Raw genomic sequence first — 25,135 nt, 5'->3', positions numbered from 1 at the left:
GAAAAGATTGAATTATGATAAAATAATCGCCCAATCTTTTTAGGGCGATATTGAATGTCTGATTCTCAAGTTCAACCTCAAATCCAGTTGAATACTCGTGGTTTACGTTGTCCAGAACCGGTGATGATGTTACATCAAGCCATTCGTAAATCTAAGTCTGGTGATGTGGTGGAAGTATTTGCAACAGATAATTCAACTTCTTGGGATATTCCTAAATTCTGTATGCATCTTGGTCATGAATTGCTATTGCAAGAAGAACGTTTAGATGACAATGGGAACAAAGAATTTCATTATTTGGTAAAAAAAGGTTAGCCCGTCGTGAATTAACGATTGAAACAATTCATATCGTTTAAAATTGATTTTTTCGTGTACAATTTGGGTTAAGAATATCTAAATAATAATGATTAACTCATTTTGACATGAAGAATTTCATCAATAATATTCAGCGTGCGATTGAACAGCTCGGCCTAACCGCCCAAAACAGAGCCCTCCACATCCAATTCAGTCATTCACAACTGAATAGCCAAGTCTTCCTACAACGCATCGATGGCAGCCATGTCCTTAACGAAGGCGTGCAAGCAGAACTCATCTGTCTCTCCACCAATGCCTTAATTCCACTCAAACAATTCATCGGCACACAAGTTGCCGTCGATCAAGTCACCGATCAAGGAACCCTGTTTAGAACCACCGGCATCATCACCGAAGCTTCACAAGGACAAAGCGATGGGGCACTGACCCTCTACAAACTCAGGCTTAACGATGCAACTTCACTTTGGCACAAACGCCGCAACAGCCGCGTATTTATGAATAAATCCGTGGTCGAAGTGGTGGAAATCCTCTTTGAAGAATGGCAAAACAAAAGCCCACTCTTTGCCTCTAGCCTCAGCCTAGACCACAGTGGGCTGCAACAACAATACGACATCCGCCCCTTCATCATGCAAAGCAACGAAAGCGACTACGACTTTCTGACTCGCTTACTACGCAGTGAAGGCATTAACTGGCTCATTGATGAAGCCCAACCGATTGTACCGAGCAACAACAGCCCGATCGAAGCACAAAAGCTCCGCCTGATTGACGACAACAGCCAATACCAAGCCCTTAACCGACGCAACATCCGCTATCATCGTAGTGATGCGACAGAACAATTTGATAGCATCACCAGCTTTATCGGACAACGCAGCCTACAACCCACCGCAGTCCACCTACAACGCTGGCAAGCCACAGCCCTCGAACAAGAAGAAGGCGCAGGCTCAGTCCAAAGCAAACACCAACACAGTGACCACCAAGACAATGCCAGCCTAGGCCTCGAACAAGCATGGCACATCAGCCCTGCATGGATCCAAGACCTCAAAGGTGAAGATCAAGCCACCGCCTCAGGCAACAGCCAAGTCGAAAAACTCAACCAACACCTCAGCGACTACTATGCTGGACAAAGCAAACAATTCATCGCCAAAGCCAGCGTCAGAGACAGCCAGGTCGGCTACTGGTTCAAACTCGATGGCCATCCAGAAATTGAACAACACAGCGGAGCTGACCAAGAATTCCTCATTGTAGGCAAACGCTACTACAACCAAAACAACCTACCCAAAGACTTAGACCAACAAGTCCAACAACTGCTACAACGCAGCCAATGGACGCCAAAACACAAGACAAACACCAACCAAGCAACCCACACGGACCAAGAACGCCAAGCCAGCGAACTTATCCTACAACGACGCAACATCAAAACCGTACCCGAATACAACCCACTACAACATCGACCTAGCACCCATCCGCAACGCGCCAAAGTGGTGGGGCCTGCAGGAGAAGAAATCCATGTCGATGAATGGGGACGTATCAAAGTACGCTTCCTGTTTACCCGAGCAGAAGACCACCAATTTGATGGTGGTGCAGGCAGTAACAACAACGACACCGATTCAGCTTGGGTTGATGTACTGACCCCATGGGCAGGCGAAGGCTATGGCGCACGCTTCCTTCCTCGAATCAATGAAATCGTAGTTATCGACTTCTTTGACGGCAACATCGACCGTCCCTTTGTGGTGGGCCGCCTACATGAAGCCCAACGCAGCCCAACCCGATTCGACAGTCAAGGCCAACTGCCGGACACCAAAAAACTCGCAGGGATTAAAAGTAAAGAAGTCCAAGGCGAAGGCTATGGACAACTCCGCTTTGATGACACCACAGGACAAATCTCCACCCAACTGCAAAACACCCACGGGGCGAGCCAACTCAACCTAGGGAATCTCAGTCATCCCAAAGAAACCGCAGAAAGTGAAGGACGAGGCGAAGGTTTCGAACTTAGAACTGACCAATGGGGTGCAGTACGAGCAGGCGAAGGCATACTCATCTCCACCTACAAACAAGAACAAGCCAAAGCAAACCATCTCGATGCAAGCGAAGCCAAACAACAACTCGAAAGTAGCTTAAACAACGCCAAAGCTTTGAGTGAAGTGGCAAAAAATCAACAAACTGATCCACTGAGCTTACTCGAAAACCTACAAGGCTACCTCAAGAACTTAGAGAGTGAAGACCAAAGCAAAGCCGCAGCTTTCAAACAAGCGATCATGCTCTTGGCTTCACCAAGTTCAATTGCCCTAGAAAGTAACGAAGACATCCACCTCAGTGCAGATGGACAGATCAACCAAATTGCACAAGGAAGCATCAACACCAGCACCCAAGACAGCATCATCGGACATGCCAGCAAAAAGATCAGTTTATTTGCCGCGCAAGAAGGGGCACGACTGTATGCAGGCAAAGGCAAGATCGAGATTCAAGCCCAAGGAGATGGTGCTGATCTGATTGCAAGAAAGGGGGTGCAGATTATTTCCACGGAGGCAAATGTCGACATCACCAGTGCGAAAGAAATTGTACTGACCGCAGGCGGTTCGCAACTAAAAATAAATGCTTCGGGGATTTTTCCTACGACTGCAAGCAAGTTTGAGGTGAAGGCAGGGCAGCATCAATTTGTGGGGGGAGCAGACGTTGGAGTTAATATGCAAGGACTACCTGCATATGAAATATATAATGAAAAATTCCAAATCCTTTTGCCGTCGGGTGAGCCTATGAAGTTTATTGACTATAAGGTGTCTACGAGTGATCAAGAATTTATTGCACAAGCGGATAATAAAGGTAAATCTAAACGTATTAATACCAAAGGCGAAGAAGGTTTAACATTGAATTTAAACTGGATGACTTTAGAGGTAGTTGAGAGCGAAGGAGATGTGGAATAATGGGAGGTGATCTAGACTGGAAAAGTAATACCAATACGACTGAAAATAGTTGCAAAATAGCACAGTGTGATTGTTTGACTTTTTGGGAAGTATATCAGCAAGTAGCGATGCAGCGTCTTTCAAATTTAAAAGATGCTAAACAAAACTTATATAGACTTGAAGAAGGTTATGAAGCACGAGCAAGAAGAATAGCGGCAGCATACGCTAAAATTTTCTTAGAAAAAGAGATAAATGGTAATGTAAATTTAAAAGGTCGTTATTACTGGATGGGTTTGGGTGCATTTGCATCTAAAACAGTTGCTAATGTTTTTGATCATTGGGGAAGTCAGACCGGTTATTCTGCTCCTATTATTGTAAATACTATAAAAGAACCAATCGATCTTTTTGCATTAGGGAATTTGTGGCTATTTATGGATATTGCCCCTTGGCATTATGCTTGGAGTGCTTCATCAAAAACATTTGATAGTTGTAGAACCCAAAGAAATATTTCAAAATTTACTCATATAAAAAAAGAAGTCATGAGTCTACCATGGTCAAGTTGTTTGCCAGAGATTAAATACTTAGGAAGTACAGAACAAATCAAAGATGCCTTTGCTTTGTTACCTCAAATAGAAAAAATCTTTTTGGGAGAAAGAACAGAAAAGGGAAAATACAATGCAGCTAAGAGATATTTATTTGATCACTTAATTTTTATTGCAGTTCAAGAGCAATTTAATATCTTGCAAACGGTTGTTTGGAATAAGGCTTCTGCGCAATGGGGAGCAGAGAAACAAAGAAGCTGGTATATGGGCTGGGCTATGCCAGATGCAACCTTAGTTTTATCAAGTGATTATGATGTGGATGAAGTTAAAGAGGGCTGGTTCTCTAGTAGTGATAAGGCTAAGCGAGCTAGCGAACTGCCTGAAGAAGTTTATATTTCACCTTTTAGTGATACAAAGGCGGAGAATTACGATAGTCGTATGATTTGGATTAAAAAAGCCGCTGAAAAGTATCACCGTTTAATGTTGGATGATAAAGGGCGTGCCTTTTTACATCAGGAATTAAAAACAATAACGGGGTGGAGTCAGAGCAAAGCAAACTTTCTCTTTGGAATACATCCAAGTAGTAATGAAGGGAAAAAATAACGATTTTTTTAACAAAAGTTTCAATATGAAAAATTATCTGAGTTTAATTTTTGGATTTTCGATATGTTGCCTATTATTGGCTTGTACTCCAAATACGAAAAGTAAAGGAAATGAAATCATGCCACCACAAAGTGCTATTTTACATTTTGGACAGCAAGGATTAAAAGATTTTATTCAATATAGTAATGCGCCAATAGACCGCCAACCTGCGGGGATGAATTTTTTGTCACTAGATTGGAGACCGCCCAAACTGGGACAGGTTAAAATTGTAACTGAACAAAGTAATTTTGAAATTGATAATGTTATTAGTGTAATGGGGACGCAAATTGCACGAATGGGCAATGATGGTGTTTTGATTATGGATGTAACCGCTAGTTTACATGCTAATGAATATACGACTAGAGAAGATGCATATCAGGCTTATGTAAAACTTATGAAGCAAATGAGTGAGAAAAACTGGAAGCAGTATTTTTTACCTTATTCGGAACGTATAGATAAACAAGATAATTTAAAATATATGAGTCAAAACATGGGAGCGGTTATTGACCCTAGCTATATTTTAAGTTTTAAAGAGTGGCAAGAAATGATGAATATGACTAATGGCCATATGTATTTTAATTTATATAATAGTAATATTAATTTGGGGATATCTCTTTCTAGAACTCATAAAGACGATGAAAAAGAACAATATGTTGTTAGATATGGTTTTGAACACTTTAGATATAGTGGTTTTAATGCTATTTCTAACTCAGATGAAATGACAGCAGAACAGTTAAAACAAGCCTTTTTAGATGAAAGAAGAGACAATGAAAAAGATCGTAAATTTAAGGAAGAAAAAATTAAACTGGAAGGCTATCATATTGATGACAGCTATGTAGACCCTGATGTTTGGCAATATATGAAATAGGATATTTGGTGGGCTTTGTTTTAGAAAGTTGTTTGTTAGGTTTCATTTAGCAATATAATTGTGAGACGAGTAAGCCCACACCTAAAATCTATTCGACATCCAACTGGCCTAATTACAATAAAAAGTTTTAATTAATCGTGGAAATATTTCGATTTGTTTCGATCTTCAGACTCAATGGTGCACAAAATTACTGCAGTAGTTCCGCTAAGAAAAAATACAAACCTTGGAAAGATAAAACTGAGTTCCTAGAGCGTAATGAGTTACTTCTAATAATTCACTGTTTAGGTTTAGGCAGAACCATATGGAAATAATGGTTGGGTTATCACCGTCGCAGTTTGGTGGAAACCAAGATGCATTGCATCAAATAGAGATAAGCTGACAGAATGCTCTGAGTCATCGAACACTGATGACGCCTAAAGCAGCCATGATGGCATTGAAAATGGGTCTCGATGTTTATATGGCATCACACCAAGATGATAAGGTTAAGCGTTCAGTCGGTACAACGGTGAGTGATGGTGTGCAGATGCCGCATTTATGGATTGCTAGTAAAATAGATTCAGCCAAAATAGTATCAAAACATGACAATTTATTGGATAAAATAGAAGATTGGCGACGAGTTAAATTCAAACCATCCACAGAAAGAAAACTAGGTAAAACCATCGCAATTCGATGCCCATATGATCGAAGTTTGGTCACTATTACTGGTGATAAATTCGATCATCATGAAAAATGTAAAGGCTTAAATAAACCTAAGTGTACACGGACAGTGACGGCACACGGAATAAAATTAGAATTTGTTTAACCAAAAGAGATGTTGGAGAGATGAAAGTATGTCAACACAAGTAGATGATCAAGAAATAGATTGGCAAAAATGGTTAAGTTTAGAAGTAAAAGATACAAGTTTATTTAGAGATAATTTGCTTGAGCAAGAAATGTATCACAGAAGATTTGATACATTTGTTAATGGGTTATATACAGTTGTTGATGGATTTAGCCATTATAAAAATGATTCTAAATTTGGTGGATATATTGCTTCTGGAAGAAGACGGATTATTGATGCATTAGATTTGATGTCCTTACAATATTCAGCAGGTGGTGATTTAAATTTTATAAAAGAACTTTACCCGTATCTTCTTCATTGGACAGAAGAATATGCTGAAACGAGTCATCTTTATAATTTAAGCCCTGATGCAGGTGGCCGTTATGTCTGGCATATTTCCTTGGGAACTGAAGATTATTGGTATATTGCTTTACGATTGATATGCTTTGGTTTACTGACAGGCTATGCAGATCAAATGAATCGGATTATGCCGATTATCGACTACACCGAAGCAACGCCTGAAGGACAAGAAAAAGATGGCTTAATCGAGCGATTGGTTGCACCGTTTGTGGAAGATCGTGGTACTCCACCGAAATATGCTCGTAGACATTTTCCATATCGTAGACTCCTTAAAATTTTTGATGCAACCCCCGAAAACCGATCAGCAATAATGCTACGATACCTAGAAGATTGGTATGAAACAAGTCATCATGAACCTTATTATAATCAACATCCACAAGCTGATATTAGATCAGGTATCAGTTATTTTGGTTATTGGTCATGGGAAGCCGCAGCTGTCACTTGGCTACTAAATATTGATGACACAATTTATCGAGAGCATCAATTTTATCCGAAAGATTTAGTTGATTTTTCTAAAGCACAATCAGAAAAAGTATAAGCACAAGATTCGGTAGAAAAAATCAAAATCAAAGGTGGGGATAAATGTCCAAAAACAGGTTATTGAACGACACCTGCTCATCCAAATCAACGTCTGCAATTTAATAAAGGTGAGATTTTACCAACGTTTTTAGAACAAGATTGGGGTCAAGTATATTGGTATTTTGATGGAGAAGAATAAAACTATATCGCTCAAGGGGAAACTTTCGTATTTATCGAAGTTTAATAAAAAACCCGCTTTCGCGGGTTTTTTGATCTCAAACGAGATTACATATTCGGATAGTTCGGACCACCCGCACCCTCAGGTACAACCCAAGTAATATTTTGTGACGGATCTTTAATATCACAAGTCTTACAGTGAACACAGTTCGCAGCATTAATTTGGAAACGCTTAGAACCATCATCATTTTCCATGATTTCGTATACACCAGCAGGGCAGTAGCGCTGAGCAGGCTCATCCCATTGAGGAAGGTTAACGTTTACTGGAATTGATGGATCAGTTAATTTTAAATGCGCTGGCTGGTTTTCTTCGTGTACTGTATTTGAAACAAATACTGAAGATAAACGGTCAAATGTAAGCTTACCATCTGGTTTTGGATAGTTTGGTTTGAAGTTCACAGCATCAACAGTTTTTAAAGCACTGTAGTCAGGTGTCAAATCACGTAAAGTGAACGGAACTTTAAATACATTTTGATCGATAAAGTTGAATGCGCCACCGAAGAATGTACCAAACTTATGCATTGCAGGGCCAAAGTTACGAGCATTATATAACTCTTCTTTTAACCAACTGTTGTTAAATTTCTCTGTATATGACGTTAACTCTTTAGCAAAGAAATCTTCGCCTTCAGTTACACGAGCAATTGCAAGGTCGCCGCCTTTTTCTACACCAGCTTTAATTGCTTCAAATACAGCTTCACCACATAACATGCCTGATTTCATAGCAGTGTGTGAACCTTTAATTTTTGCAAAGTTCAAGAAGCCAGCATCATCACCAATTAAGCTTCCACCTGGGAAGGTGAATTTAGGAAGAGAGTTAAAACCACCTTTAACTACTGCACGTGCACCGTAAGAAATACGTTTACCGCCTTCCAATACATCTTTAATTAATGGATGTGTTTTCCAACGTTGCATTTCCATGAATGGATACATATGAGGGTTTTGGTAAGATAAGTCGACAATCATACCCAATGATACTTGGTTATTTTCAGCGTGATATAACCACCAACCACCAGATGAACCAGTTTCAGTTAAAGGCCAACCCGCACCGTGCATGACTTTACCTGGTTTGTGCTTCGCTGGATCGATTTCCCAAAGTTCTTTAATACCGATACCGTAATGTTGAGGATCAGCGTCTTTATCTAAGCCGAATTGAGCTATTAGGCGTTTACCTAAATGACCACGGCAGCCTTCAGCGAATAACGTGTATTTCGCATGGAGCTCATAGCCTGGGGTAAAGTTATGTGTTGGCTCACCATCTTTACCAATACCCATATCACCTGTTTGGATACCTTTTACAGTACCATCAGCATGATACAGAATTTCCGCTGCTGCGAAGCCCGGGAAAATGGATACTTCAAGCTCTTCAGCTTTTTGTCCTAACCAGCGTACGACGTTACCCAGAGAGATAACATAGTTGCCGTCGTTGTGCATTGTTTTAGGCACAAAAGCATGAGGCATTTTTTGAGATTTTTGATCTGAAAGAAGGAAGTATGTTTCATCTTCTGTAACAGGTACGTTTAAAGGTGCACCTTCTTCTTTCCAATTTGGGAACAATTCATTAATAGCGCGTGGTTCAAGCACTGCACCAGAAAGAATATGCGCACCTACTTCAGAGCCTTTTTCAACGACACATACAGATAAATCGTTGAGGTTGTTTTCAATTGCAAGTTGACGGATTTTGATCGCAGCTGAAAGACCCGCAGGGCCCGCTCCAACGATTACAACGTCAAACTCCATCGATTCACGTTCGATGTGTTCCATAAAGGACTCCTCATAAAGTAAAGGGTGGCAACCGATAATTCCGACGGTGCTGCCATGAGTGTTCTTAGTTGCAGGTACAATTTTGCTCTCGTACCTTTTATATATTTTGCGCTAGTATAGGTTCAAACCTTGATCAAGCCAATTGGCTGAGTCGCTTTATTTTCCGTCAGCAGGGCATAAACCATGGTAAAACAAAATGATTCTATAACAGCACAGCCTGATTCACTTGTACCTGATGATAAAAACTTAATCAATATCGTACAATATCTAAAAGATGCACAGTCAAGTCACAAAAGGTCAATCCCACCTCTTGAACAATGGAACCCAAAGCATTGTGGCTCAATGGATTTGAAAGTAAAAGCGAATGGTGAATGGTGGCACGAAGGTCAATTGATTAAAAGACAAAGCCTCATTGACCTATTCTCGACAGTACTGTGGAAAGAAGACAACAAATTTTACTTAAAAACACCCGTTGAGCAAATCGAAATTGAAGTCGAAGATGAACCTTTATTGGTCAATCAGGTAGATCAAGTCGAGATTCAAGGGCTTTCCTATCTACAGCTAACAACGACCACTCAAGATCTCATTATTGTGGATCAAGATCATCCGATCTTTATGCGTGATTTTCAAGGAGAGATGCGTCCTTATGTGCATGTGCGCTTTGGCATCAACGCATTGATACAACGTTCAGCTTTTTTTCATTTAGTTGAAATGGGGGAGTTGAGCGAAAATGAGCAAGGTGAATCAGTTTTGAATTTAAAAAGTGGTAATCTGCTATTGCAATTAGGGACTTGAGGTTTAAGCTTAGCCCATTCATTTAAGCATTATAAAAGTAGTCGTTGAGATGTCTGCAATTTTACCCCAACCGAGCTCTAATGAGCCTATGCCTCATGCACTTGAACATGCCCCTATTGGGATTTTCGACTCGGGTATTGGTGGTTTATCAGTTGCATTGGAAATAGCAAAATATTTACCCAATGAGCATATCCTTTACTATGCAGATACAGCTCATGTCCCTTATGGTCCGCGCGAAGATCAAGATATTCGTCAGCTCACAGCACATGCAATTGAGTGGTTGTATCGTCAAGGATGTAAAGTTGCGGTTGTTGCGTGTAATACGGCCTCAGCTTTTAGTCTGGATTACTTAAGGGCGCATTATGGTGAGCGATTTCCAATTATTGGATTGGTTCCTGCGTTAAAACCTGCAGTTTTACAGACACAGTCTAAAGTGGTGGCTGTATTGGCGACTCCAGCGACTTTTAGAGGTCAGTTAATCAAGGATGTAATGCAGAATTTTGCAGATCCTTTAGGTGTTAAAGTTCATCAAGTCACCAGTTTGGATTTGGTTCCTTTCGTGGAAGCTGGGCAACAAAATTCGCAAGCCTGTATTGCAACATTACAACGGATACTTGATCCCGTCATGCAAGATCAAGCCGATTATTTGGTGTTGGGTTGTACGCATTATCCATTTTTAAAATCTGCAATTGAGCATCTTTATGCAGAGCGACTGACTTTGGTTGATTCTGGATTTGCTGTTGCACGCCAAACAGCAAGAGTCCTTATCAAAAATAAATTCAATGCTACTCAACCATATGACAAATCAGTGCAGTTGCGTTGTGTCGTCAGTGGCGGAAATGCGCTTGAACTTCAGCCTGTACTTCAAAATATGATCGGGCATGAAATACTATGGTCAATTGAAAATTTAACTGATACATTCGAAGAAGAATGATCAATATCAAGCTATACATTTTAAGCCTTATGAATAGGGCATTTTTACCTAGATGCAGGATTGGATTAAGGCATGCTAGATAAGCGTTACCAAGTGTTTATTACAACTTCTGGTAAAGAGATGCAGCCAGAGCGTATGGTTGTGTCTCAAACGCTGATCGGTATGGGTTTTTTTTCATGGGGTTTAGAACAAAGAACACCTGTAACAACCGCTTTTGCACGCCGTCAAATTGATGATTGTGATTATGTACTTCTGCTTTTAGGAAGCCAGTATGGCGAGCAATCTGTCTCTGGTATTAGTTACATGCACTTGGAATATATCTATGCAGTGACGAAGCAAAAGCCCATTATTGTATTTATGCATGAACAGCCAGAATCGCGTGAGGAGCATTTACGAGAGCATGAAGTGGATCTTCAACAGCGCTTTCAAAATTTCCGTCAACAGATCATTCAAGAAGTTGATCAGGTCGTATGTTTTAAAAGTGCTCGTGAATTAGAGCTTGCACTCAGGTCTCATATGCCTCAAATGCTTGAGCGTTACCCTGTTTTGGGTTGGGTAAGACCACAAAGCATTCAAGCAAAACAAGATGAGATTGATCGATTAAGAGCTCAGCTGGCACAAGCAAAAATGGAACAAGCCAAATCTGAAGTCGATCCTTTTCTATCTTTGCCTAGAATAGAATGGGATGATCAATTCAGTTTTGATTATCGTATGCATGCTTATGTTGATAGTCATTTTAAAGAAATTATTTGTATACGATCCATGCGATGGCATGAAATTTATGCTGTTCTTGAGTCTCAATTTTCCCAAGCAACACCAGAGGATTTTTATTCTAAAGTGTTGAATCAGTATTTAACTGATACGGGGCTGGTTGATGCTCAATTGCAACTTCCTAAGGCACATATGGTATCTAGAGCACAGATTAATGTACGTGCATTGCATACCATCAAGCAACAAATGCGTAATAATGAATGGATCGTTCCTGTAGGACGAGATGATCGTCAGCGGATGTTATGGAAATGTATGAATAAATAGATCAAATTCATATGATAGTTTTTCTCTGTCATTCACATTTTAAAAAGCAATCATAAAATCACGCCGAATTTACTTAGACTCTGATAAAGTATTTCTCAATTAAACAGTGAATTGATGTGGATCAGATGTCTGAGTTAAAGCCGAAAATCACCGTAATTATTGCCAACTTGGGAACACCAGATGCCCCGACAGTGCCTGCGGTACGAACTTTTCTAAAACAGTTTTTATCTGATCAGCGTGTGATAGAAATTCCATCTTTCTTGTGGAAAATTATCTTGCATTGTTTTGTTTTACCATTTCGACCAAAGCATGTTTCTGAAGCATATGCGCAGGTGTGGAATGAAGATTCACCTATGCGTGAAATTCTGTTGAAGCAAACAGATTTAATCCGTCAAAAAGTTATTCAAGATTACCCAGATTTTGATGTTCAGGTCGTTCCTGCAATGACTTATGGTCATCCTAGTATTCATGAGGTTCTAAAAAAACTTTCTCAGACACCGCAAGATCACGTCATTTTATTTCCACTTTTTCCTCAATATTCAGCGACATCTACAGCACCTTTGTATGATGCATTGGCGAAATGGGTTTTAACGCAGAGAAATTTACCTGGCTTAAGTTTAATACGCGATTATTATCAACATCCAAAATTTATTCAGGCTTTGGCAAAGAGTGTTCAGGTTTTTCAAGCGCAACACGGTAAAGCGGAAAAATTATTAATGTCTTTCCATGGGATTCCTCAGCCTTATGCAGATAAAGGTGATCCATATGCCGACCGTTGTAGAGTTACAGCGAAAAAAGTCGCAGAGGCTCTGGGATTACGTGACGATGAATGGGCTATCAGTTTCCAATCACGATTCGGTAAACAAGAGTGGGTCAAGCCATATACAGATGCGTTGCTGACTGAATGGGGACAACAAGGAGTTCAATCTGTCCATGTTCTCAGCCCTGCTTTTTCAGCAGATTGCTTAGAGACTTTAGAAGAGTTGGCTGTGGAAAATGCCGAAACCTTTAAAACGGCTGGCGGGAAAGATTATGCCTATATTCCAGCGTTAAACACTGATGCAGCACATATTGATTTGTTGGTCGATTTAGTAGAAGCTCAACTGGATGCACTCAAGATTACCCTTCAACATTCTGCATAAATTTAAAGGTTCCTATGCTTCAAGTTAAAATTATTCCTGTGACAGCATTTCAGCAAAATTGTTCATTGGTTTGGGATCAAGAGACCAAAGAAGCTGTGTTAATTGATGCAGGTGGCGAGCCTGAAAAAATTATGCAAGTTGTGCAAGAGTTAGGCTTAACCGTGAAGGAGTTATGGCTAACTCATGGTCACCTTGATCATGCTGGCGCGGTTGGAGCATTGGCGCGAGAGTGGGGTATTCCAGTAATTGGTCCTCATAAAGAAGATGCATTTTGGTTAGATATGATTCAGGAAGTTTCAGCACGATATGGTTTTCCGATTCCAGAGCCTGTTGTGGTTGATCAGTGGCTTGAAGGTGGTGAAACTTTAAAATTAGGAGAAGAGTCCTTTGAGGTTCGATTCGCTCCTGGTCATACGCCTGGTCATGTCATGTTCTATAATGCTAATTATGGCTTGTTATGGACTGGCGACGTTCTTTTCAAGGGTTCAATTGGACGAACAGATTTTCCAAAGGGAAATCATCAACAGTTGTTAGATTCGATTGAGAGAGAATGTTTTAGTTTGCCAGATGAAACACAGTTTATCTCAGGGCATGGTCCAATCAGCACTATTGGATATGAGAAAAAGTTTAACCCTTTTGTGGCAGGTAAAGCTGGTTAATTAAAAATTAATTAAAAACGAAAAAAGTGATCTCGATTGATGTCATTCAATTCCAAAAATAGAAGGGCAGCAGCTAACACAAATAATGCAGAGATTAAAATCAAGACGAAATCATGTTGATAAATGCCTAGACCTGCAAAAAGGAGGCCTAGGCAAGTTAAAATTATACTGAGTATGAATGTGAATTTATAAAGTCTCATGTATTTATGAAAGTAGAATTGTTGTTTTAATGTGATTGTCATCACAATATCACAGCACAAACTTAAATAAAATCACATTTATTGAGTTTTCTTAAAAAAGCTAATTTTTTTGTTTGTGTAAATATAATTGAATTATTCTTTTAATATTGAGCAATGTTGGCATTATTCATGATATTCCCCTTGATCAGCTTGAGGAGAATCCTGTGTTGGAAGGCGATATTCATCATTTGCCCAAGCTCCTAAATCGATAAGTTTGCATCGTTCAGAACAAAATGGACGAAATTCATTGCCAGTCCATTGACTAGGCTGTCCACAGCGTGGGCACGGAAATGTTTTTGGCATAAATCAATCCTAGTAAAATAAAACAGCTAAAATAGGCAAAAGCATTTAGAGTTGCTAGACTTGTCGCGTTTTCATAAGTTTGATCTGATTATGCCGATTCGTCAATTTCAAGCACAGCGTATGCATGCGCCACGCGATTTTCAACCGATTCTAGCTGAACCACTATGTGTTGAGATTGGGGCGGGTAAAGGTAAACATGCTTTATTGTTTACGCAACAAAATCCGCAAAGACAACTAATCGCGATTGAACGAACTAGAGAAAAATTTCTAGCGATGCAAAAACAGCATCAACTAGAGGGACAAACCAATTTGCGACCTGTACATGCAGATGCAATCCCTTGGATCGTACATGCGCTATTTCCACAGCAAGTTGAAGATTTTTTTATTTTATATCCGAATCCTGAACCTCATAATCCAGCGCAACGTTGGTTGAATATGCCTTTTTTTGAATTTTTACTGTCTCGATTGCAACCGAATGGTACGATCACTTTAGCCAGCAATATTCCTGATTATATTGACGAGGCAGAGCAACAACTGCTTAATGTTTGGAACCTTTCTTATGTTAAAGAACGAATCCCTTCAACTTCGGCAAGAACGCATTTTGAAGTAAAGTATCTAGAGCGTGGTGAATTATGCCAGCAGTTGATTATTCAAAAACCTGAAGCGTACCAAACTCGCTTCGATCACTTTATGCCTCTGCAGGGGCAAATGCCGCTCTCTTCTGAAAATCAACAAACGAATAATCTATGAATTTGGAATATTCAAAGCGAATCGCAATCGTAGGCGCAGGTCCAGCAGGTTTAATGGCTGCTGAAGTTTTATCTGCTCATCCTGCATTTGAAGTTCATATTTTTGAACAAAAGCCTTCAGCTGCACGTAAATTTTTGATGGCAGGTAAAACAGGTTTAAATATTTCTCATGCCGAACCTATCGATCAATTTATTGGTCGTTATGATCATGCCGAATGGCTTGCACCTTGGGTAAAAAAATGGGATGCGCGTTGGATTCGAAATTGGATGAAAAACCTAGGGATTGAATCCTATGTTGGAAGCTCTGGTCGTATATTTCCCAATGAAATGAAAGCAGCTCCATTACTGCGTGCTTGGTTAAAAAGTTTAGTAGATACCAAGGTCAATTTTCATTATCGGCATCAAATTACCGCGCTTAATCAAAATGAACTGACAGTTTTTGATACTCAATCCAATTCAATACGAACTGAGCAATTTGATGCGATTGTATTGGCGTGTGGCGCTGTGTCATGGGCACAGTTGGGTAGTGATGGGGCTTGGCAGTCATGGTTAGCTAAAGAAGAGTTAAAAGCGTTTTCCCCGAGTAATGCTGGTGTAGTCAGAGCTTGGTCTTCGTATATGGAACCTGTATTTGGCTCGCCACTCAAACGAGTTGAAGCTTGGGTGGATCATCAGCCCAAAGCTAAGGGTGATATCGTGATCACCCACTATGGTTTGGAGAGTGGGTTGGTCTATAAGCATGGTCGGGCACTTCGAACACAATTGCAATATCAAGATTTCATGGTTTTAAATTTAGATTTACTGCCAGAATTATCTGAGCATGAAATCATCTCTAAACTTAAGAATGCTAAGAAACAAAGCATAAATAATGTTTGGCGAAAATTGGGATTAGACACTGCAAAGTCAAATTTATTACGTGAATTGACCCCAAAGCATGATTGGGCGTTTGCAGAGAAAATGGCTCAGCATATTAAACATTTATCTATCAAACTAGATGGTTTTAGACCCATTGAAGAAGCCATTAGCTGCGCAGGTGGTGTACGGGAAATTGCCTTGACTAAACAGTTACAGTTGAAAAGTAATCCAATTGTTTTCTGCTGTGGAGAGATGTTGGATTGGGATGCCCCGACAGGTGGTTATTTACTTACAGCATGTTTTGCAACAGGTCGAGCAGCAGGATTAGGTGTAATTGAATACCTAAATAAAACTGTTGAAAAAGACTAGCCAAGCGCTAGTCTTTATTTATGATTATTTCGCAGTGAGTGCATTTCCTTCAAATTTAATGCCATCCCATCCATGAATCATGAATTGACGGATATTTTGATGATCTGATGCTTCAGGTGTCGCCAGAACAGAAGCGTAGTGTTCTGCAAAAAGCTGTAATGTTTGTTCTTGAGAAAGACCATTTAATTTAGCAAAGGAAAAAACTTTAGCACTCCCTTGATTTTCATTACTGGCATTATATTGTTGACCATTACTAAATGCGGTTGGCGTATGTGTATAACCTGCTTCAATAAATGAAATTACGTCGGCAAATTTTGCTTCGCCATTTTTTAATTGTTCCAATAATGCTTGAGCCATAATTGAGTCCTTACACGTTTAAATTTGCTACATCTTAACGAAAAAACGCGTGAATCCAAGACAATAATTCGTTACTTTTTAAGGGGGAAATATGATCAATACACGAGAACGGACATAATATGAGTTGGTTATGGGTAGCATGTGGTGGAGCGATTGGTGCAACACTTCGATATATGACCAGTATGTGGTTCATGCAAAATGCAGATCAATTTCCATGGGCAACTTGGATTGTGAATATCTTGGGCTGTGTTCTAGCAGGGGGATTTTTTGCATTCAGTTTACAATATCCTGTATTACAACATGAGGCTCGCCTATTTTTTATGGTTGGCATATTAGGTGGTTTTACCACATTCTCAAGTTTTGGCTTGGAAACTTTTCAATTGATAAAATCTGGGCAATACAATTTGGCACTGATGTATGTTGTGAGTAGTATCATGATTGGACTCTTAGGACTGATCTTTAGTTTTACCTTTACTCAATTTTATTTAGCCAATAAATAACGATAAGAATAAAAAAAAGCCTAAATTGGAGGAGTAAATTTAGGCTTAAAAATAGTGAGAGTCGAAAATTTTATTATTTACGTTTAAAGCGACCGAAACGCTTATTGAAACTTGCCACACGACCTTCATTATTGGCCTGACGGACCTCACCAGTATAGAAAGGGTGCGAAGCACTTGAAATATCTAGCGTGACATAGGGGTAAGTTTTCCCTTGATATTCTTTTGTTTGCTTTGACTGAATCGTACTACCGATGATGAAATACTGATCTGCGTTGGTATCATGAAATAGTACTTCATGGTATTCAGGATGAATATTGGGACGCATGAAAACACTCCGAATTATTTATATAATGTTATAATATAACATAACAATAATGAGGGTTGTAAGGTCTTGTTAATTTTTTCAAATCGGAACGAGTGTTTCAAACAAATCATTGAGATTGTCATCGACCTTTAAGTTAATCAGATTCCAATAGTGTCCAGAAATCGTACGATTGACCATTAATGTGTCTGGAGAGGGCTTAAATGTATCCCAATACTTAAGTGATTTTTTCACTAAAATGACGCCATCATGATGAGATGAGTTTTCAGCAAAATTGTATTGAGTGGTAAGGGGTCTGAGCAACACTTCTAACCATTGTTTGTAAAGTTCCTCAGGGAATTTTCCTGTTTCAGCAAGAGCATCCAACGCGAATAGATGTTGTTCAATCTCTTGGATATTTTCAGCACGACCAGCGCGAACTAATTTTTTAAATCGATCCACCAGTTCAGCAGATAAGGTTTTAACACCACCGAAATCATAGATGATGACACTACCATCGGAGCGGAAAGCAAAATTGCCAGGATGCGGATCACAATGAAAGCGTTTTAGATAGAAAATCTGATGGCCAAGAGCCTGAATTAGTCGACGACCAATTTCGTTACGTGTTTCAAGCGGCCAAGTGCTTGCTGTTTCAATATTGTCACCTGCTTCTAAGCTCAATGTAAGAACTCGTCTGCTGGAATAATCTTTGAAAACTTGTGGGATAATAATTTTAGAATCCAATGCTTGATGGAAGGTTCTAAATACCTCTAAATTTTGCGCTTCAATTTCATAGTTGAGCTCTTCGTGTAAGCTGTCTTGAATTTCTGCAAATAATCGATCTTGTAATTTTTTATCGACTTTTAATACACCCATCAAACGTAAAGCCAAGCGGACTTGTTTTAAATCGCTTTCGCATGCTTCATCTACGCCTGGGTACTGTACTTTTACAACGACTTCTTGGCCATTTTTTAAGGTTGCTTTATGAACTTGCCCAATCGAAGCTGCTGCAAAAGGTTGTTCATCAAATGTTTTAAAAACATCTAACAGTGGCTGACCAAGTTCTTTTTCAACTTGTTGCTTGATTTGCTGGAAGGGCATCGCAGGGGCTTGACGTTGTAATTTAGCAATAGCCTTCGCGACTTCAGGCGGGAAAATATCTTTATATTGTGATGCAATTTGACCAACTTTCATTACAGCACCTTTCATTTCCCCAAGGGTATCTGCAATTTGAACACCAATGTCTTGAAAGAGCTTACTGCGTGCTTCATTTTTTTTATCATCATCTGCGTTAAAGGTGCGGATAGAGTTGGACACGGTTTTAGTAGCAATACTTGCAGTCATACCTGCGAGTTTCATGAAACGACGGCCGGGAGAGCTCGCTTTGTTTGCCATGAGTTGAGAACCTCGATTCATTATTTTCATCTTCTGATTTGATCATAGGCGACAAATCAAAAGATGCATATTTGAAATTGTTAATGAGTTGTAAGTAAATGATTGGCATAAAAAAATAAATCCCGATCATTCGGGATTTATAGTTCATGATGATTGACTACGCTCTAGCCGCTGATTATTCATATATAAACGTCCGAGTAAGAGTACACAGGCAATACTTAACCCCACGATCAATCCAATCCATACACCCGCAGGGCCAATGTTGGTAAATCTAGAGAGATATACGCCTACAGGGAATGCAATCACCCAATAGGCAAGCATAGTAATCCACATAGGACCCTTTGTATCTTGCATGCCTCTTAGACATCCTGCAGCACTGATTTGCCAAGCGTCCATCAGTTGGTAAGCAACAGCGAATAGCACCAAGTAAACCGCAATTTGAGTCACCAATACATCAGAGGTATACAACGCGACAATTTGATGGCGGAAGACCCACAATAAAACCATGGTCATTACAGCCAGTACAGTACCTGTTGCTAAACCCAACCATTGGACTTTACGCATAGATTGGTAATCCTTTTCACCATAATACGTTCCCACTCGGATGGTAAGTGCGATCGCGAGAGACATCGGGATCATAAATAATTGTGACGTAATGGAGATGGCGATCTGATGCGCTGCTACCGTAATTTCACCCAATGGACTCAATACAATTGCTGCAGTACTGAAAATACTGACCTCAAAGAAAATAGCCAAGCCAATTGGGAAACCTAAAGCAAGGATGCGTTTTAACCAGTAGCGATCAATTTTTTCAAAATGACTAAAGGGTTGGGTTTTTTGATATGCCTGATTATTCAAGATATACAATGCCAACGTGATCAGCATCAGCCATTGTAGAATTGCCGTTGCAAATCCACATCCAGCACTTCCTAATGCAGGAATTGGACCTAGACCATACATAAACACAAAATTAAGCGGAATAAGTACGACTAAGGCCATTAAACTGATCACAGTCACTGGGCGTGGATTACCAATCGCCTCAGAGTAACCTCGTAGTGCAGCAAACATGGTGACCGCTGGCATACCGAATCCAATCGCATGTAAGAATAGGCCAGCTTTAGGGTGAAGTGAATCTGGAACGCCAAGAAGGGGAAGGGTATAGGGGAGAATCTGTAAGACTAGACCAGCAATAATCCCGAGAACTAAGGCTACCCATAATGCTTGTCGTGTAATAGTGGCAATTTTCTCTGGAGTCCTCGCACCGTTTGCTTCAGCAACCAACGGCGTTGTTGCAATCATAATACCGCTAAATAGCAACATGACAGGAATCCAAAGACCTACCCCGACAGCAATTGCCGCTAAGTCTAATGCAGATAAATGTCCTGCCATAATAGTATCAATCAGTCCTAATCCTGCTTGCGAAAATTGCGTAATCAAGATTGGGATCATGAGATGAAATAGTTTTTTTAATTCATAACTGATGTTGGAAGTTGCAGTCACATTAGACACAAAAATTACTCATCGTTTTTATGTGCTTAGAATGAAGGTTTAGCGTTGTAAAGTGAGAAGCACACCTATAAAAATCACCACGCCACCCAAAATGCGCTGCCAATTAATGGCAATTTTTTCTGTACCTAAAATTCCAAAATGGTCGACTATCATGGACATAACAATCTGTCCAAAAATAATTAATGCCGATAAGGTTAAGAAACCTAATTTAGGTGCGGAATAAATACTAATACTGATGGCATAAACACCTAAAAAACCGCCAAGCCAAAGATGCCAAGGAATTTGTACAATTTCGCTCAATTGTGGTTTTTCAGTCTGTTGAAAAAAAACCAGTATTGCGAGAACTATTGTACCAATCAAAAATGATAAAAGTGCAGCTTGTAATGGAGAATATAAATATTCACGTAATTGTGTGTTAATCGCAGTTTGGAAGGTCATTGCGATTCCTATCCCCAGCGCTAAAGGGATAAAGAATAAAAATTGGCTCGCGACTTTAAACATAAATGCACCCACGTCCTTGTTTTATATTGAGTGTAAAGTAAAAACTGAATCAGTTCTGAGCGTTATGGTGTAGTCATGTTAAAATAAGTTTTTTAAGTTTTGAGCTGTACGTTTGGCTACTTTGAATCCACAAGATATTCCATTGTCACTTTATATTCATATGCCGTGGTGTGTGCGTAAATGTCCATATTGCGACTTTAATTCGCATGCAGTACCCAATGGGGCATTGTCCATGACGTTGGAGAAAGAATATTTACAAGCATTGGTTGAGGATTTCAAAACACAGATAAATTTTGCTCAGGGTCGTCAAATTCATAGCGTGTTCATAGGTGGAGGTACTCCTTCTCTCATTTCTGCTCAAGGGTATCAATGGCTATTTGCTCAGCTAAGCGCTTTGATTCCGTTTGAGGATGATTGTGAAATTACCTTAGAAGCCAACCCGGGAACGGTAGAACATGATCCATTTGCAGATTATTTAAAGGCGGGGATCAATCGGTTGTCTTTAGGTGTCCAAAGCTTTAACTCGAATCATCTTCAAAAACTGGGGCGTATTCATTCCAACCAAGATGCAATTTCAGCAATTGGTTTGGCGAAAGATGCAGGCTTTAAGCGAATTAATGTTGATTTAATGCACGGCTTACCTGAACAAACGCTTGAACAAGCATTACTTGACTTAAAACTTGCCGTGGAGCACGGTGCTACACATATCTCGTGGTATCAGTTAACCATTGAGCCCAATACCGTATTTTTTCGAACTCAACCTATATTGCCTGTCGATGATGTATTAGAAGAAATTCAGGTACAGGGTGAGGCCTATTTAATCGAAAATGATTTTACTAACTACGAAGTGTCGGCTTGGCGTAAAGAAAAACCCTCAGCACATAATTTAAATTATTGGCAATTTGGCGATTACTTAGCGATTGGTGCTGGTGCGCATGCTAAAGTGACGCTAAGTGATGGTGTATATCGTTACCAAAAAACACGATTACCGAAAGATTATCTAGCGAAAGTCCCTGCAGAGCATTTGCATTTTAAGAAAATTGAAGCTGATGAAATGCCATTCGAATTTATGATGAATGCACTTCGACTTAATCAAGGTGTACCAACTTCACATTATGAAGCTCGTACAGGTTTATCTTTGCAATCAATCCAAGATCAAGTTCAATCATTGATTGACAGAAAATTAATTGTAGATGATCCAAACCGTTTGTCATGCACTGCTCAAGGACATTTATATTTGAACTCATTGCTTGAGGAGTTTCTGTAAGTTCTATAGTTAAACTCCAATGTAATTTTTAACAGCGAAACTGTTAAATCCACATTTATTTCGCTTTTTTACTGTGAAAATAATGATGATTTTTTTTAATGGTTTTCATCAAGATAGGTAATAAAAATGAAATTAGTTCTAGTGGCTTCAATCTTGGGATTGGCATTCGTTGGTTGTGCTGATAAAAAACAAAAATAGTGAGCAAATGTCAGAACAAGAGAGACCAGCGCATTTAAATGCTGAAGCTTCAGCGCCTGTTGATCAAGTTGCTCGTGCTGAAGGTGAACAGGTGATCCATTTTACTGGACCAATGGATTTAACATTAGAGCTAAAAACAAATGACAATTTTCAAACGGCAGAACTCAGGGATAACTCGGATGCGGTTTATCACCTGAAGAACGCGGTTGCTGCAAGTGGTGTGAAACTTGCAAATGAAAATGGTGTTTCAATTCATTTTAAAAATTTCAATGGTTTGAATGAGGGAACAGTCGAACTCGTGAAAGATAAGCCAATAGAGATTAAAGAGTACCGTGAGCATTAAAATATATGCATTAATTTACAACACCTAATTGGATGTTTAATCAGGTGTTTTTTTATTCCTTAATTTGAGCGTTGATCTTCAACATACTTTTTTAAATGATTGGCCATTTCCCACTGAGAACCAATAAAACGATATAGGGCTTCAACTTCTTGTTTTGTCGCGCCTTGAATAAATTTATCATCTAAAGTTACTTCAATTTTTCGTTCAAATTCTGTGCTATTGGCGTTGATACGATCAAATTCATAGGTAATTTTTGAATGGATTGGGACTTGAGCAAATTGCTCTATGGTTGCGATAACAAACTTCTTATCTTTCTCAAACTCAATCACATGCCATTCATTACTCCAATCTTTTATGCCTGGAATCGGGCTGCTAATAAACTCTTTAAAAGTCGTACCTTTTTGAACGCGAATATTCTTAGGCTCGATGGCTTGAGTTGCACCCAAATTAATTTTTGGCCAGAGATTCACATTGGTTAAAATATTGAAGACTTCACTCACAGGGCGATGAATAATGACCTCAGCAGATCCACTCGTCGAGTAATTCAAATTCTTTGTTGAATACGTCGTGGTTTTTTGGTGATGTTTAATATCCGATTCAGCGAAGCTATTTGTAGCGAAAAAGACTGCAATGAGTAAAGAGAGGGAGATCAAGGTCTTATGCATATTATTTTCCTTTTTGTATATTGATAAAAGCTCGTTTGGAATATTTATATCGCTTGATCAAGATACCACTGTTGTATTCTTGCTCTAAATGTAATTTCGTATTCTTAACGTAAGATAGTTTATTCGATCAATAAAAAAAGACCGCCTTGGCGGTCTTTTTTCTATGAAATCTTAGTAATCAAAACTGAAGTGTTCAGCTTCTAAAGACATTAAAGTTTTCGAAGGGTTAACCATAGATTCAGCATGACCTTGAGCACGAGGAAGTAAACGCTCAAAGTAGAAATCTGCAACTTTGATTTTCGCTTTGTAGAATTCTGGAGTTTCTTGACCATCACCTGATGCCAACTTCGCTGATGCCACTGCCGCTTGTTGAGCCCAGTAATATGCCATCATTGCATAACCAGAGAACATTAAGTAATCCACAGAAGCACTTGAAACGATGTCGCGATCTTTGCGTGCAGCAAGCATAATACGTACAGTTAATGCGTTCCATTGTGCACAAATCTTAGTTAAGTCCCAAGCAAAACGGCGCATGTATTTATTGCGTGCGTGCTGGCCACAGAATTTTAAGATTTCAGCTGTATAGTCACGAACGACTTTGCCTTTAGAAGATAACAGTACTTTACGACCGATTAAGTCTAGTGCTTGAACACCAGTTGTACCTTCGTAAAGCGTTGAAATACGCGCATCACGAACGATCTGCTCCATACCATGTTCTTTGATATAACCATGGCCACCAAAGACTTGCATACCGTGGTTTGCTGCTTCTAAACCTAACTCTGTTAAGAAGCCTTTCAAAATTGGGGTATAGAAACCTAATTTATCATCGTAATCATCAAACTTCGCTTGATCACCTTGAGCTAAAGCATCAGTCATTTTGTCAGCAAGCTGTGCAGCATGATAGATCATTGCACGGCCACCTTCAGCAATCGCTTTTTGAGTCAAAAGCATACGGCGAACATCAGCATGATGGATAATTGAGTCAGCTACTTTTTCAGGCTCTTTTTTACCTGAGAGTGCGCGCATTGACATACGTTCTTTTGCATAAGGTAATGCACCTTGGAATGCAAGTTCTGCATGTGCTAAACCTTGAACAGCAGTTCCGATACGCGCCGTATTCATGAAGGTAAACATTGCGTGTAAGCCTTTGTTGACTTCACCAATCAGATAACCCGTTGCAGCATCAAAGTTCAGTACGGCAGTAGCAGATGCTCTGATCCCCATTTTGTGTTCAATAGAACCGCAAGTCACAGGATTGCGTTCGCCTATACCACCATCAGCAGTTGGGATGAACTTTGGAACAATGAATAAAGAAATACCACGCGTACCAGCTGGAGAGTCTGGAAGACGTGCCAACACAATATGAATGATATTTTCAGTTAAATCGTGCTCACCCGCAGAAATAAAGATTTTAGTACCAGTGATAGCATAAGTACCGTCACCTTTAGGCTCAGCTTTAGTTTTAACTTGCCCCAAGTCTGTACCACATTGTGGTTCAGTTAAACACATTGTGCCTGACCATGTACCAGCAGTGAGGTGAGGCATGTAGGTGTTTTTCTGTTCTTCAGTACCAAATTGCATGATGGTATTCATACAACCCATACTTAAGCCCGGATACATCGTGAAAGACCAGTTTGCTGTACCCATCATTTCTGATTTGATCAGGTTCAGCGACATAGGCAGTGCTTGACCACCAAACTCTTCAGGATACGAAAGACCTTGCCAGCCACCTTGTACAAACTGCTCGTAAGCTTCTTTGAAACCTTTAGGCGTTTTGACTTCGCCATCTTTAAAATGACAGCCTTCTTCATCTCCAGGCTGATTAAGTGGAGATAATACATTTTCACAGAAATCTGCAGCACCTTCGATAATCATATCGACAGTATCAGAGTCAGCAGCTTCGCCGTTGCTTAGAGTTTTATAGTGCGCAGGATAATCAAAAACTTCGTTCATTAAGAAACGAATATCACGTACGGGCGCTTTATATGCAGGCATTGAACTTTTCCTAATTTGAATAGAGAAAATACTTGTTAGATGATCCGATTATTGACCTACAACACT

The 25,135-nt window shown here is 39.6% G+C and carries 23 protein-coding genes and 3 pseudogenes; 17 read left to right on the top strand and 9 right to left on the bottom strand.

Annotated features, from left to right (window positions below; genetic code table 11):
- The first annotated feature begins 54 nt into the window (after positions 1-54).
- The 7 genes and pseudogenes from tusA to AC1M85_RS13050 form a co-directional block, all read left to right on the top strand.
- On the top strand, positions 55-312 hold the full coding sequence (tusA, locus tag AC1M85_RS13080; protein ID WP_035264077.1) for a sulfurtransferase TusA: 258 nt from the start codon (positions 55-57) through the stop codon (positions 310-312).
- A gap of 107 nt (positions 313-419) precedes the next feature.
- Positions 420-3,230 carry a type VI secretion system Vgr family protein gene (locus AC1M85_RS13075; protein ID WP_488213209.1) on the top strand — a complete coding sequence of 937 codons (2,811 nt, stop codon included), beginning with the start codon at positions 420-422 and terminating at the stop codon, positions 3,228-3,230.
- Complete coding sequence (locus AC1M85_RS13070) at positions 3,230-4,354, top strand: DUF2515 family protein (RefSeq protein ID WP_488213208.1); 1,125 nt, start codon at positions 3,230-3,232, stop codon at positions 4,352-4,354. The genes AC1M85_RS13075 and AC1M85_RS13070 overlap by 1 nt, the downstream gene beginning before the upstream one ends.
- 118 nt (positions 4,355-4,472) lie before the next feature.
- Positions 4,473-5,261 (top strand): hypothetical protein, encoded by a 789-nt coding sequence (locus AC1M85_RS13065; RefSeq protein WP_488213207.1) that lies wholly within the window; start codon positions 4,473-4,475, stop codon positions 5,259-5,261.
- Between the two features lie 192 nt (positions 5,262-5,453).
- Positions 5,454-5,572 (top strand): annotated as a pseudogene (locus AC1M85_RS13060) (IS5/IS1182 family transposase); the annotation flags it as partial.
- 71 nt (positions 5,573-5,643) lie between these two features.
- Positions 5,644-6,063, top strand: a pseudogene (locus tag AC1M85_RS13055) (hypothetical protein); the annotation flags it as partial.
- A 28-nt stretch (positions 6,064-6,091) separates the two neighbouring features.
- Positions 6,092-6,956, top strand: a pseudogene (locus AC1M85_RS13050) (PoNe immunity protein domain-containing protein); the annotation flags it as partial.
- A 289-nt stretch (positions 6,957-7,245) separates the two neighbouring features.
- On the opposite strand, the gene AC1M85_RS13045 reads toward AC1M85_RS13050, so the two are convergent.
- Positions 7,246-8,958: an electron transfer flavoprotein-ubiquinone oxidoreductase gene (locus AC1M85_RS13045; RefSeq protein ID WP_481592064.1), complete on the bottom strand. Its 1,713-nt coding sequence runs from the start codon at positions 8,956-8,958 to the stop codon at positions 7,246-7,248.
- Positions 8,959-9,141: 183 nt separating this feature from the next.
- Between AC1M85_RS13045 and AC1M85_RS13040 the strand changes: the two genes are divergently transcribed.
- The 5 genes from AC1M85_RS13040 (at position 9,142) to AC1M85_RS13020 (ending at position 13,523) form a co-directional block, all read left to right on the top strand.
- Positions 9,142-9,753, top strand: a complete 612-nt coding sequence (locus AC1M85_RS13040; protein ID WP_092768147.1) for a DUF1285 domain-containing protein — start codon at positions 9,142-9,144, stop codon at positions 9,751-9,753.
- Between the two features lie 49 nt (positions 9,754-9,802).
- Positions 9,803-10,687, top strand: a complete 885-nt coding sequence (murI, locus tag AC1M85_RS13035; protein WP_488213206.1) for a glutamate racemase — start codon at positions 9,803-9,805, stop codon at positions 10,685-10,687.
- 72 nt (positions 10,688-10,759) lie between these two features.
- Entirely contained in the window at positions 10,760-11,722 is a 963-nt protein-coding gene (locus AC1M85_RS13030; protein WP_488213205.1) for a DUF4062 domain-containing protein, read from the top strand.
- A gap of 125 nt (positions 11,723-11,847) precedes the next feature.
- The gene (hemH, locus tag AC1M85_RS13025; protein ID WP_179999216.1) at positions 11,848-12,864 is read left to right on the top strand and encodes a ferrochelatase; all 1,017 of its coding nucleotides are present in this window, start codon (positions 11,848-11,850) and stop codon (positions 12,862-12,864) included.
- A 14-nt stretch (positions 12,865-12,878) separates the two neighbouring features.
- Entirely contained in the window at positions 12,879-13,523 is a 645-nt protein-coding gene (locus tag AC1M85_RS13020) for an MBL fold metallo-hydrolase (RefSeq protein ID WP_481586765.1), read from the top strand.
- A gap of 362 nt (positions 13,524-13,885) precedes the next feature.
- Here the strand turns inward: AC1M85_RS13020 and AC1M85_RS13015 are convergent, their stop codons facing one another.
- Entirely contained in the window at positions 13,886-14,065 is a 180-nt protein-coding gene (locus AC1M85_RS13015; RefSeq protein ID WP_035264978.1) for a DNA gyrase inhibitor YacG, read from the bottom strand.
- A gap of 84 nt (positions 14,066-14,149) precedes the next feature.
- Between AC1M85_RS13015 and AC1M85_RS13010 the strand changes: the two genes are divergently transcribed.
- Positions 14,150-14,815 carry a class I SAM-dependent methyltransferase gene (locus AC1M85_RS13010; RefSeq protein WP_488213882.1) on the top strand — a complete coding sequence of 222 codons (666 nt, stop codon included), beginning with the start codon at positions 14,150-14,152 and terminating at the stop codon, positions 14,813-14,815.
- Positions 14,812-16,038 carry a TIGR03862 family flavoprotein gene (locus tag AC1M85_RS13005; RefSeq protein WP_488213204.1) on the top strand — a complete coding sequence of 409 codons (1,227 nt, stop codon included), beginning with the start codon at positions 14,812-14,814 and terminating at the stop codon, positions 16,036-16,038. Before AC1M85_RS13010 ends, AC1M85_RS13005 begins: the two co-directional genes overlap by 4 nt.
- Positions 16,039-16,062: 24 nt before the next feature.
- Here the strand turns inward: AC1M85_RS13005 and AC1M85_RS13000 are convergent, their stop codons facing one another.
- Positions 16,063-16,395, bottom strand: a complete 333-nt coding sequence (locus AC1M85_RS13000; RefSeq protein WP_035264987.1) for a HopJ type III effector protein — start codon at positions 16,393-16,395, stop codon at positions 16,063-16,065.
- 119 nt (positions 16,396-16,514) lie between these two features.
- Between AC1M85_RS13000 and crcB the strand changes: the two genes are divergently transcribed.
- The gene (gene crcB / locus AC1M85_RS12995; RefSeq protein WP_488213203.1) at positions 16,515-16,895 is read left to right on the top strand and encodes a fluoride efflux transporter CrcB; all 381 of its coding nucleotides are present in this window, start codon (positions 16,515-16,517) and stop codon (positions 16,893-16,895) included.
- Between the two features lie 73 nt (positions 16,896-16,968).
- Here crcB and AC1M85_RS12990 read toward each other — a convergent pair whose 3' ends face one another.
- From AC1M85_RS12990 to AC1M85_RS12975, 4 genes are all read right to left on the bottom strand, one after another.
- A complete protein-coding gene (locus AC1M85_RS12990) occupies positions 16,969-17,220 on the bottom strand; it encodes a type B 50S ribosomal protein L31 (RefSeq protein WP_035264993.1) in 252 nt (83 codons plus the stop codon).
- Between the two features lie 78 nt (positions 17,221-17,298).
- Positions 17,299-18,591: an ABC1 kinase family protein gene (locus AC1M85_RS12985; protein WP_481608175.1), complete on the bottom strand. Its 1,293-nt coding sequence runs from the start codon at positions 18,589-18,591 to the stop codon at positions 17,299-17,301.
- A 144-nt stretch (positions 18,592-18,735) separates the two neighbouring features.
- On the bottom strand, positions 18,736-20,040 hold the full coding sequence (locus AC1M85_RS12980) for an MATE family efflux transporter (RefSeq protein WP_481609219.1): 1,305 nt from the start codon (positions 20,038-20,040) through the stop codon (positions 18,736-18,738).
- 99 nt (positions 20,041-20,139) lie between these two features.
- Complete coding sequence (locus tag AC1M85_RS12975; RefSeq protein WP_035264998.1) at positions 20,140-20,601, bottom strand: DMT family transporter; 462 nt, start codon at positions 20,599-20,601, stop codon at positions 20,140-20,142.
- A gap of 112 nt (positions 20,602-20,713) precedes the next feature.
- On the opposite strand from AC1M85_RS12975, the gene hemW reads away from it, so the two are divergent.
- Both hemW and AC1M85_RS12965 read left to right on the top strand, forming a co-directional pair.
- Positions 20,714-21,868, top strand: coding sequence for a radical SAM family heme chaperone HemW (hemW, locus tag AC1M85_RS12970; protein ID WP_488213202.1), 1,155 nt, complete (start codon positions 20,714-20,716; stop codon positions 21,866-21,868).
- A gap of 205 nt (positions 21,869-22,073) precedes the next feature.
- A complete protein-coding gene (locus AC1M85_RS12965) occupies positions 22,074-22,409 on the top strand; it encodes a hypothetical protein (protein ID WP_481586769.1) in 336 nt (111 codons plus the stop codon).
- Positions 22,410-22,468: 59 nt separating this feature from the next.
- Here the strand turns inward: AC1M85_RS12965 and AC1M85_RS12960 are convergent, their stop codons facing one another.
- Positions 22,469-23,074: an SRPBCC family protein gene (locus AC1M85_RS12960; protein ID WP_481610303.1), complete on the bottom strand. Its 606-nt coding sequence runs from the start codon at positions 23,072-23,074 to the stop codon at positions 22,469-22,471.
- 171 nt (positions 23,075-23,245) lie between these two features.
- Positions 23,246-25,069, bottom strand: a complete 1,824-nt coding sequence (locus tag AC1M85_RS12955) for an acyl-CoA dehydrogenase C-terminal domain-containing protein (RefSeq protein ID WP_488213201.1) — start codon at positions 25,067-25,069, stop codon at positions 23,246-23,248.
- Positions 25,070-25,135: the final 66 nt, after the last annotated feature.

The organism is Acinetobacter sp. 24-47-64 (assembly GCF_057737055.1).
This window is presented reverse-complemented; position numbering and strand designations above follow the sequence as displayed.

Coding starts and splice junctions, on each gene's coding strand:
- AC1M85_RS12955 (WP_488213201.1), bottom strand. CDS start 25,069: ATGCCTGCATATAAAGCGCCCGTACGTGATATTCGTTTCTTAATGAAC.
- AC1M85_RS13075 (WP_488213209.1), top strand. CDS start 420: ATGAAGAATTTCATCAATAATATTCAGCGTGCGATTGAACAGCTCGGC.
- murI (WP_488213206.1), top strand. CDS start 9,803: ATGTCTGCAATTTTACCCCAACCGAGCTCTAATGAGCCTATGCCTCAT.
- AC1M85_RS12975 (WP_035264998.1), bottom strand. CDS start 20,601: ATGTTTAAAGTCGCGAGCCAATTTTTATTCTTTATCCCTTTAGCGCTG.
- AC1M85_RS12990 (WP_035264993.1), bottom strand. CDS start 17,220: ATGCGTCCCAATATTCATCCTGAATACCATGAAGTACTATTTCATGAT.
- AC1M85_RS13040 (WP_092768147.1), top strand. CDS start 9,142: ATGGTAAAACAAAATGATTCTATAACAGCACAGCCTGATTCACTTGTA.
- tusA (WP_035264077.1), top strand. CDS start 55: ATGTCTGATTCTCAAGTTCAACCTCAAATCCAGTTGAATACTCGTGGT.
- AC1M85_RS13070 (WP_488213208.1), top strand. CDS start 3,230: ATGGGAGGTGATCTAGACTGGAAAAGTAATACCAATACGACTGAAAAT.
- AC1M85_RS13015 (WP_035264978.1), bottom strand. CDS start 14,065: ATGCCAAAAACATTTCCGTGCCCACGCTGTGGACAGCCTAGTCAATGG.
- hemH (WP_179999216.1), top strand. CDS start 11,848: ATGTCTGAGTTAAAGCCGAAAATCACCGTAATTATTGCCAACTTGGGA.
- AC1M85_RS13020 (WP_481586765.1), top strand. CDS start 12,879: ATGCTTCAAGTTAAAATTATTCCTGTGACAGCATTTCAGCAAAATTGT.
- AC1M85_RS12980 (WP_481609219.1), bottom strand. CDS start 20,040: ATGATCCCAATCTTGATTACGCAATTTTCGCAAGCAGGATTAGGACTG.
- AC1M85_RS13005 (WP_488213204.1), top strand. CDS start 14,812: ATGAATTTGGAATATTCAAAGCGAATCGCAATCGTAGGCGCAGGTCCA.
- AC1M85_RS12965 (WP_481586769.1), top strand. CDS start 22,074: ATGTCAGAACAAGAGAGACCAGCGCATTTAAATGCTGAAGCTTCAGCG.
- AC1M85_RS13045 (WP_481592064.1), bottom strand. CDS start 8,958: ATGGAACACATCGAACGTGAATCGATGGAGTTTGACGTTGTAATCGTT.
- AC1M85_RS13030 (WP_488213205.1), top strand. CDS start 10,760: ATGCTAGATAAGCGTTACCAAGTGTTTATTACAACTTCTGGTAAAGAG.
- AC1M85_RS12960 (WP_481610303.1), bottom strand. CDS start 23,074: ATGCATAAGACCTTGATCTCCCTCTCTTTACTCATTGCAGTCTTTTTC.
- crcB (WP_488213203.1), top strand. CDS start 16,515: ATGAGTTGGTTATGGGTAGCATGTGGTGGAGCGATTGGTGCAACACTT.
- AC1M85_RS13065 (WP_488213207.1), top strand. CDS start 4,473: ATGCCACCACAAAGTGCTATTTTACATTTTGGACAGCAAGGATTAAAA.
- AC1M85_RS13000 (WP_035264987.1), bottom strand. CDS start 16,395: ATGGCTCAAGCATTATTGGAACAATTAAAAAATGGCGAAGCAAAATTT.
- AC1M85_RS12985 (WP_481608175.1), bottom strand. CDS start 18,591: ATGGCAAACAAAGCGAGCTCTCCCGGCCGTCGTTTCATGAAACTCGCA.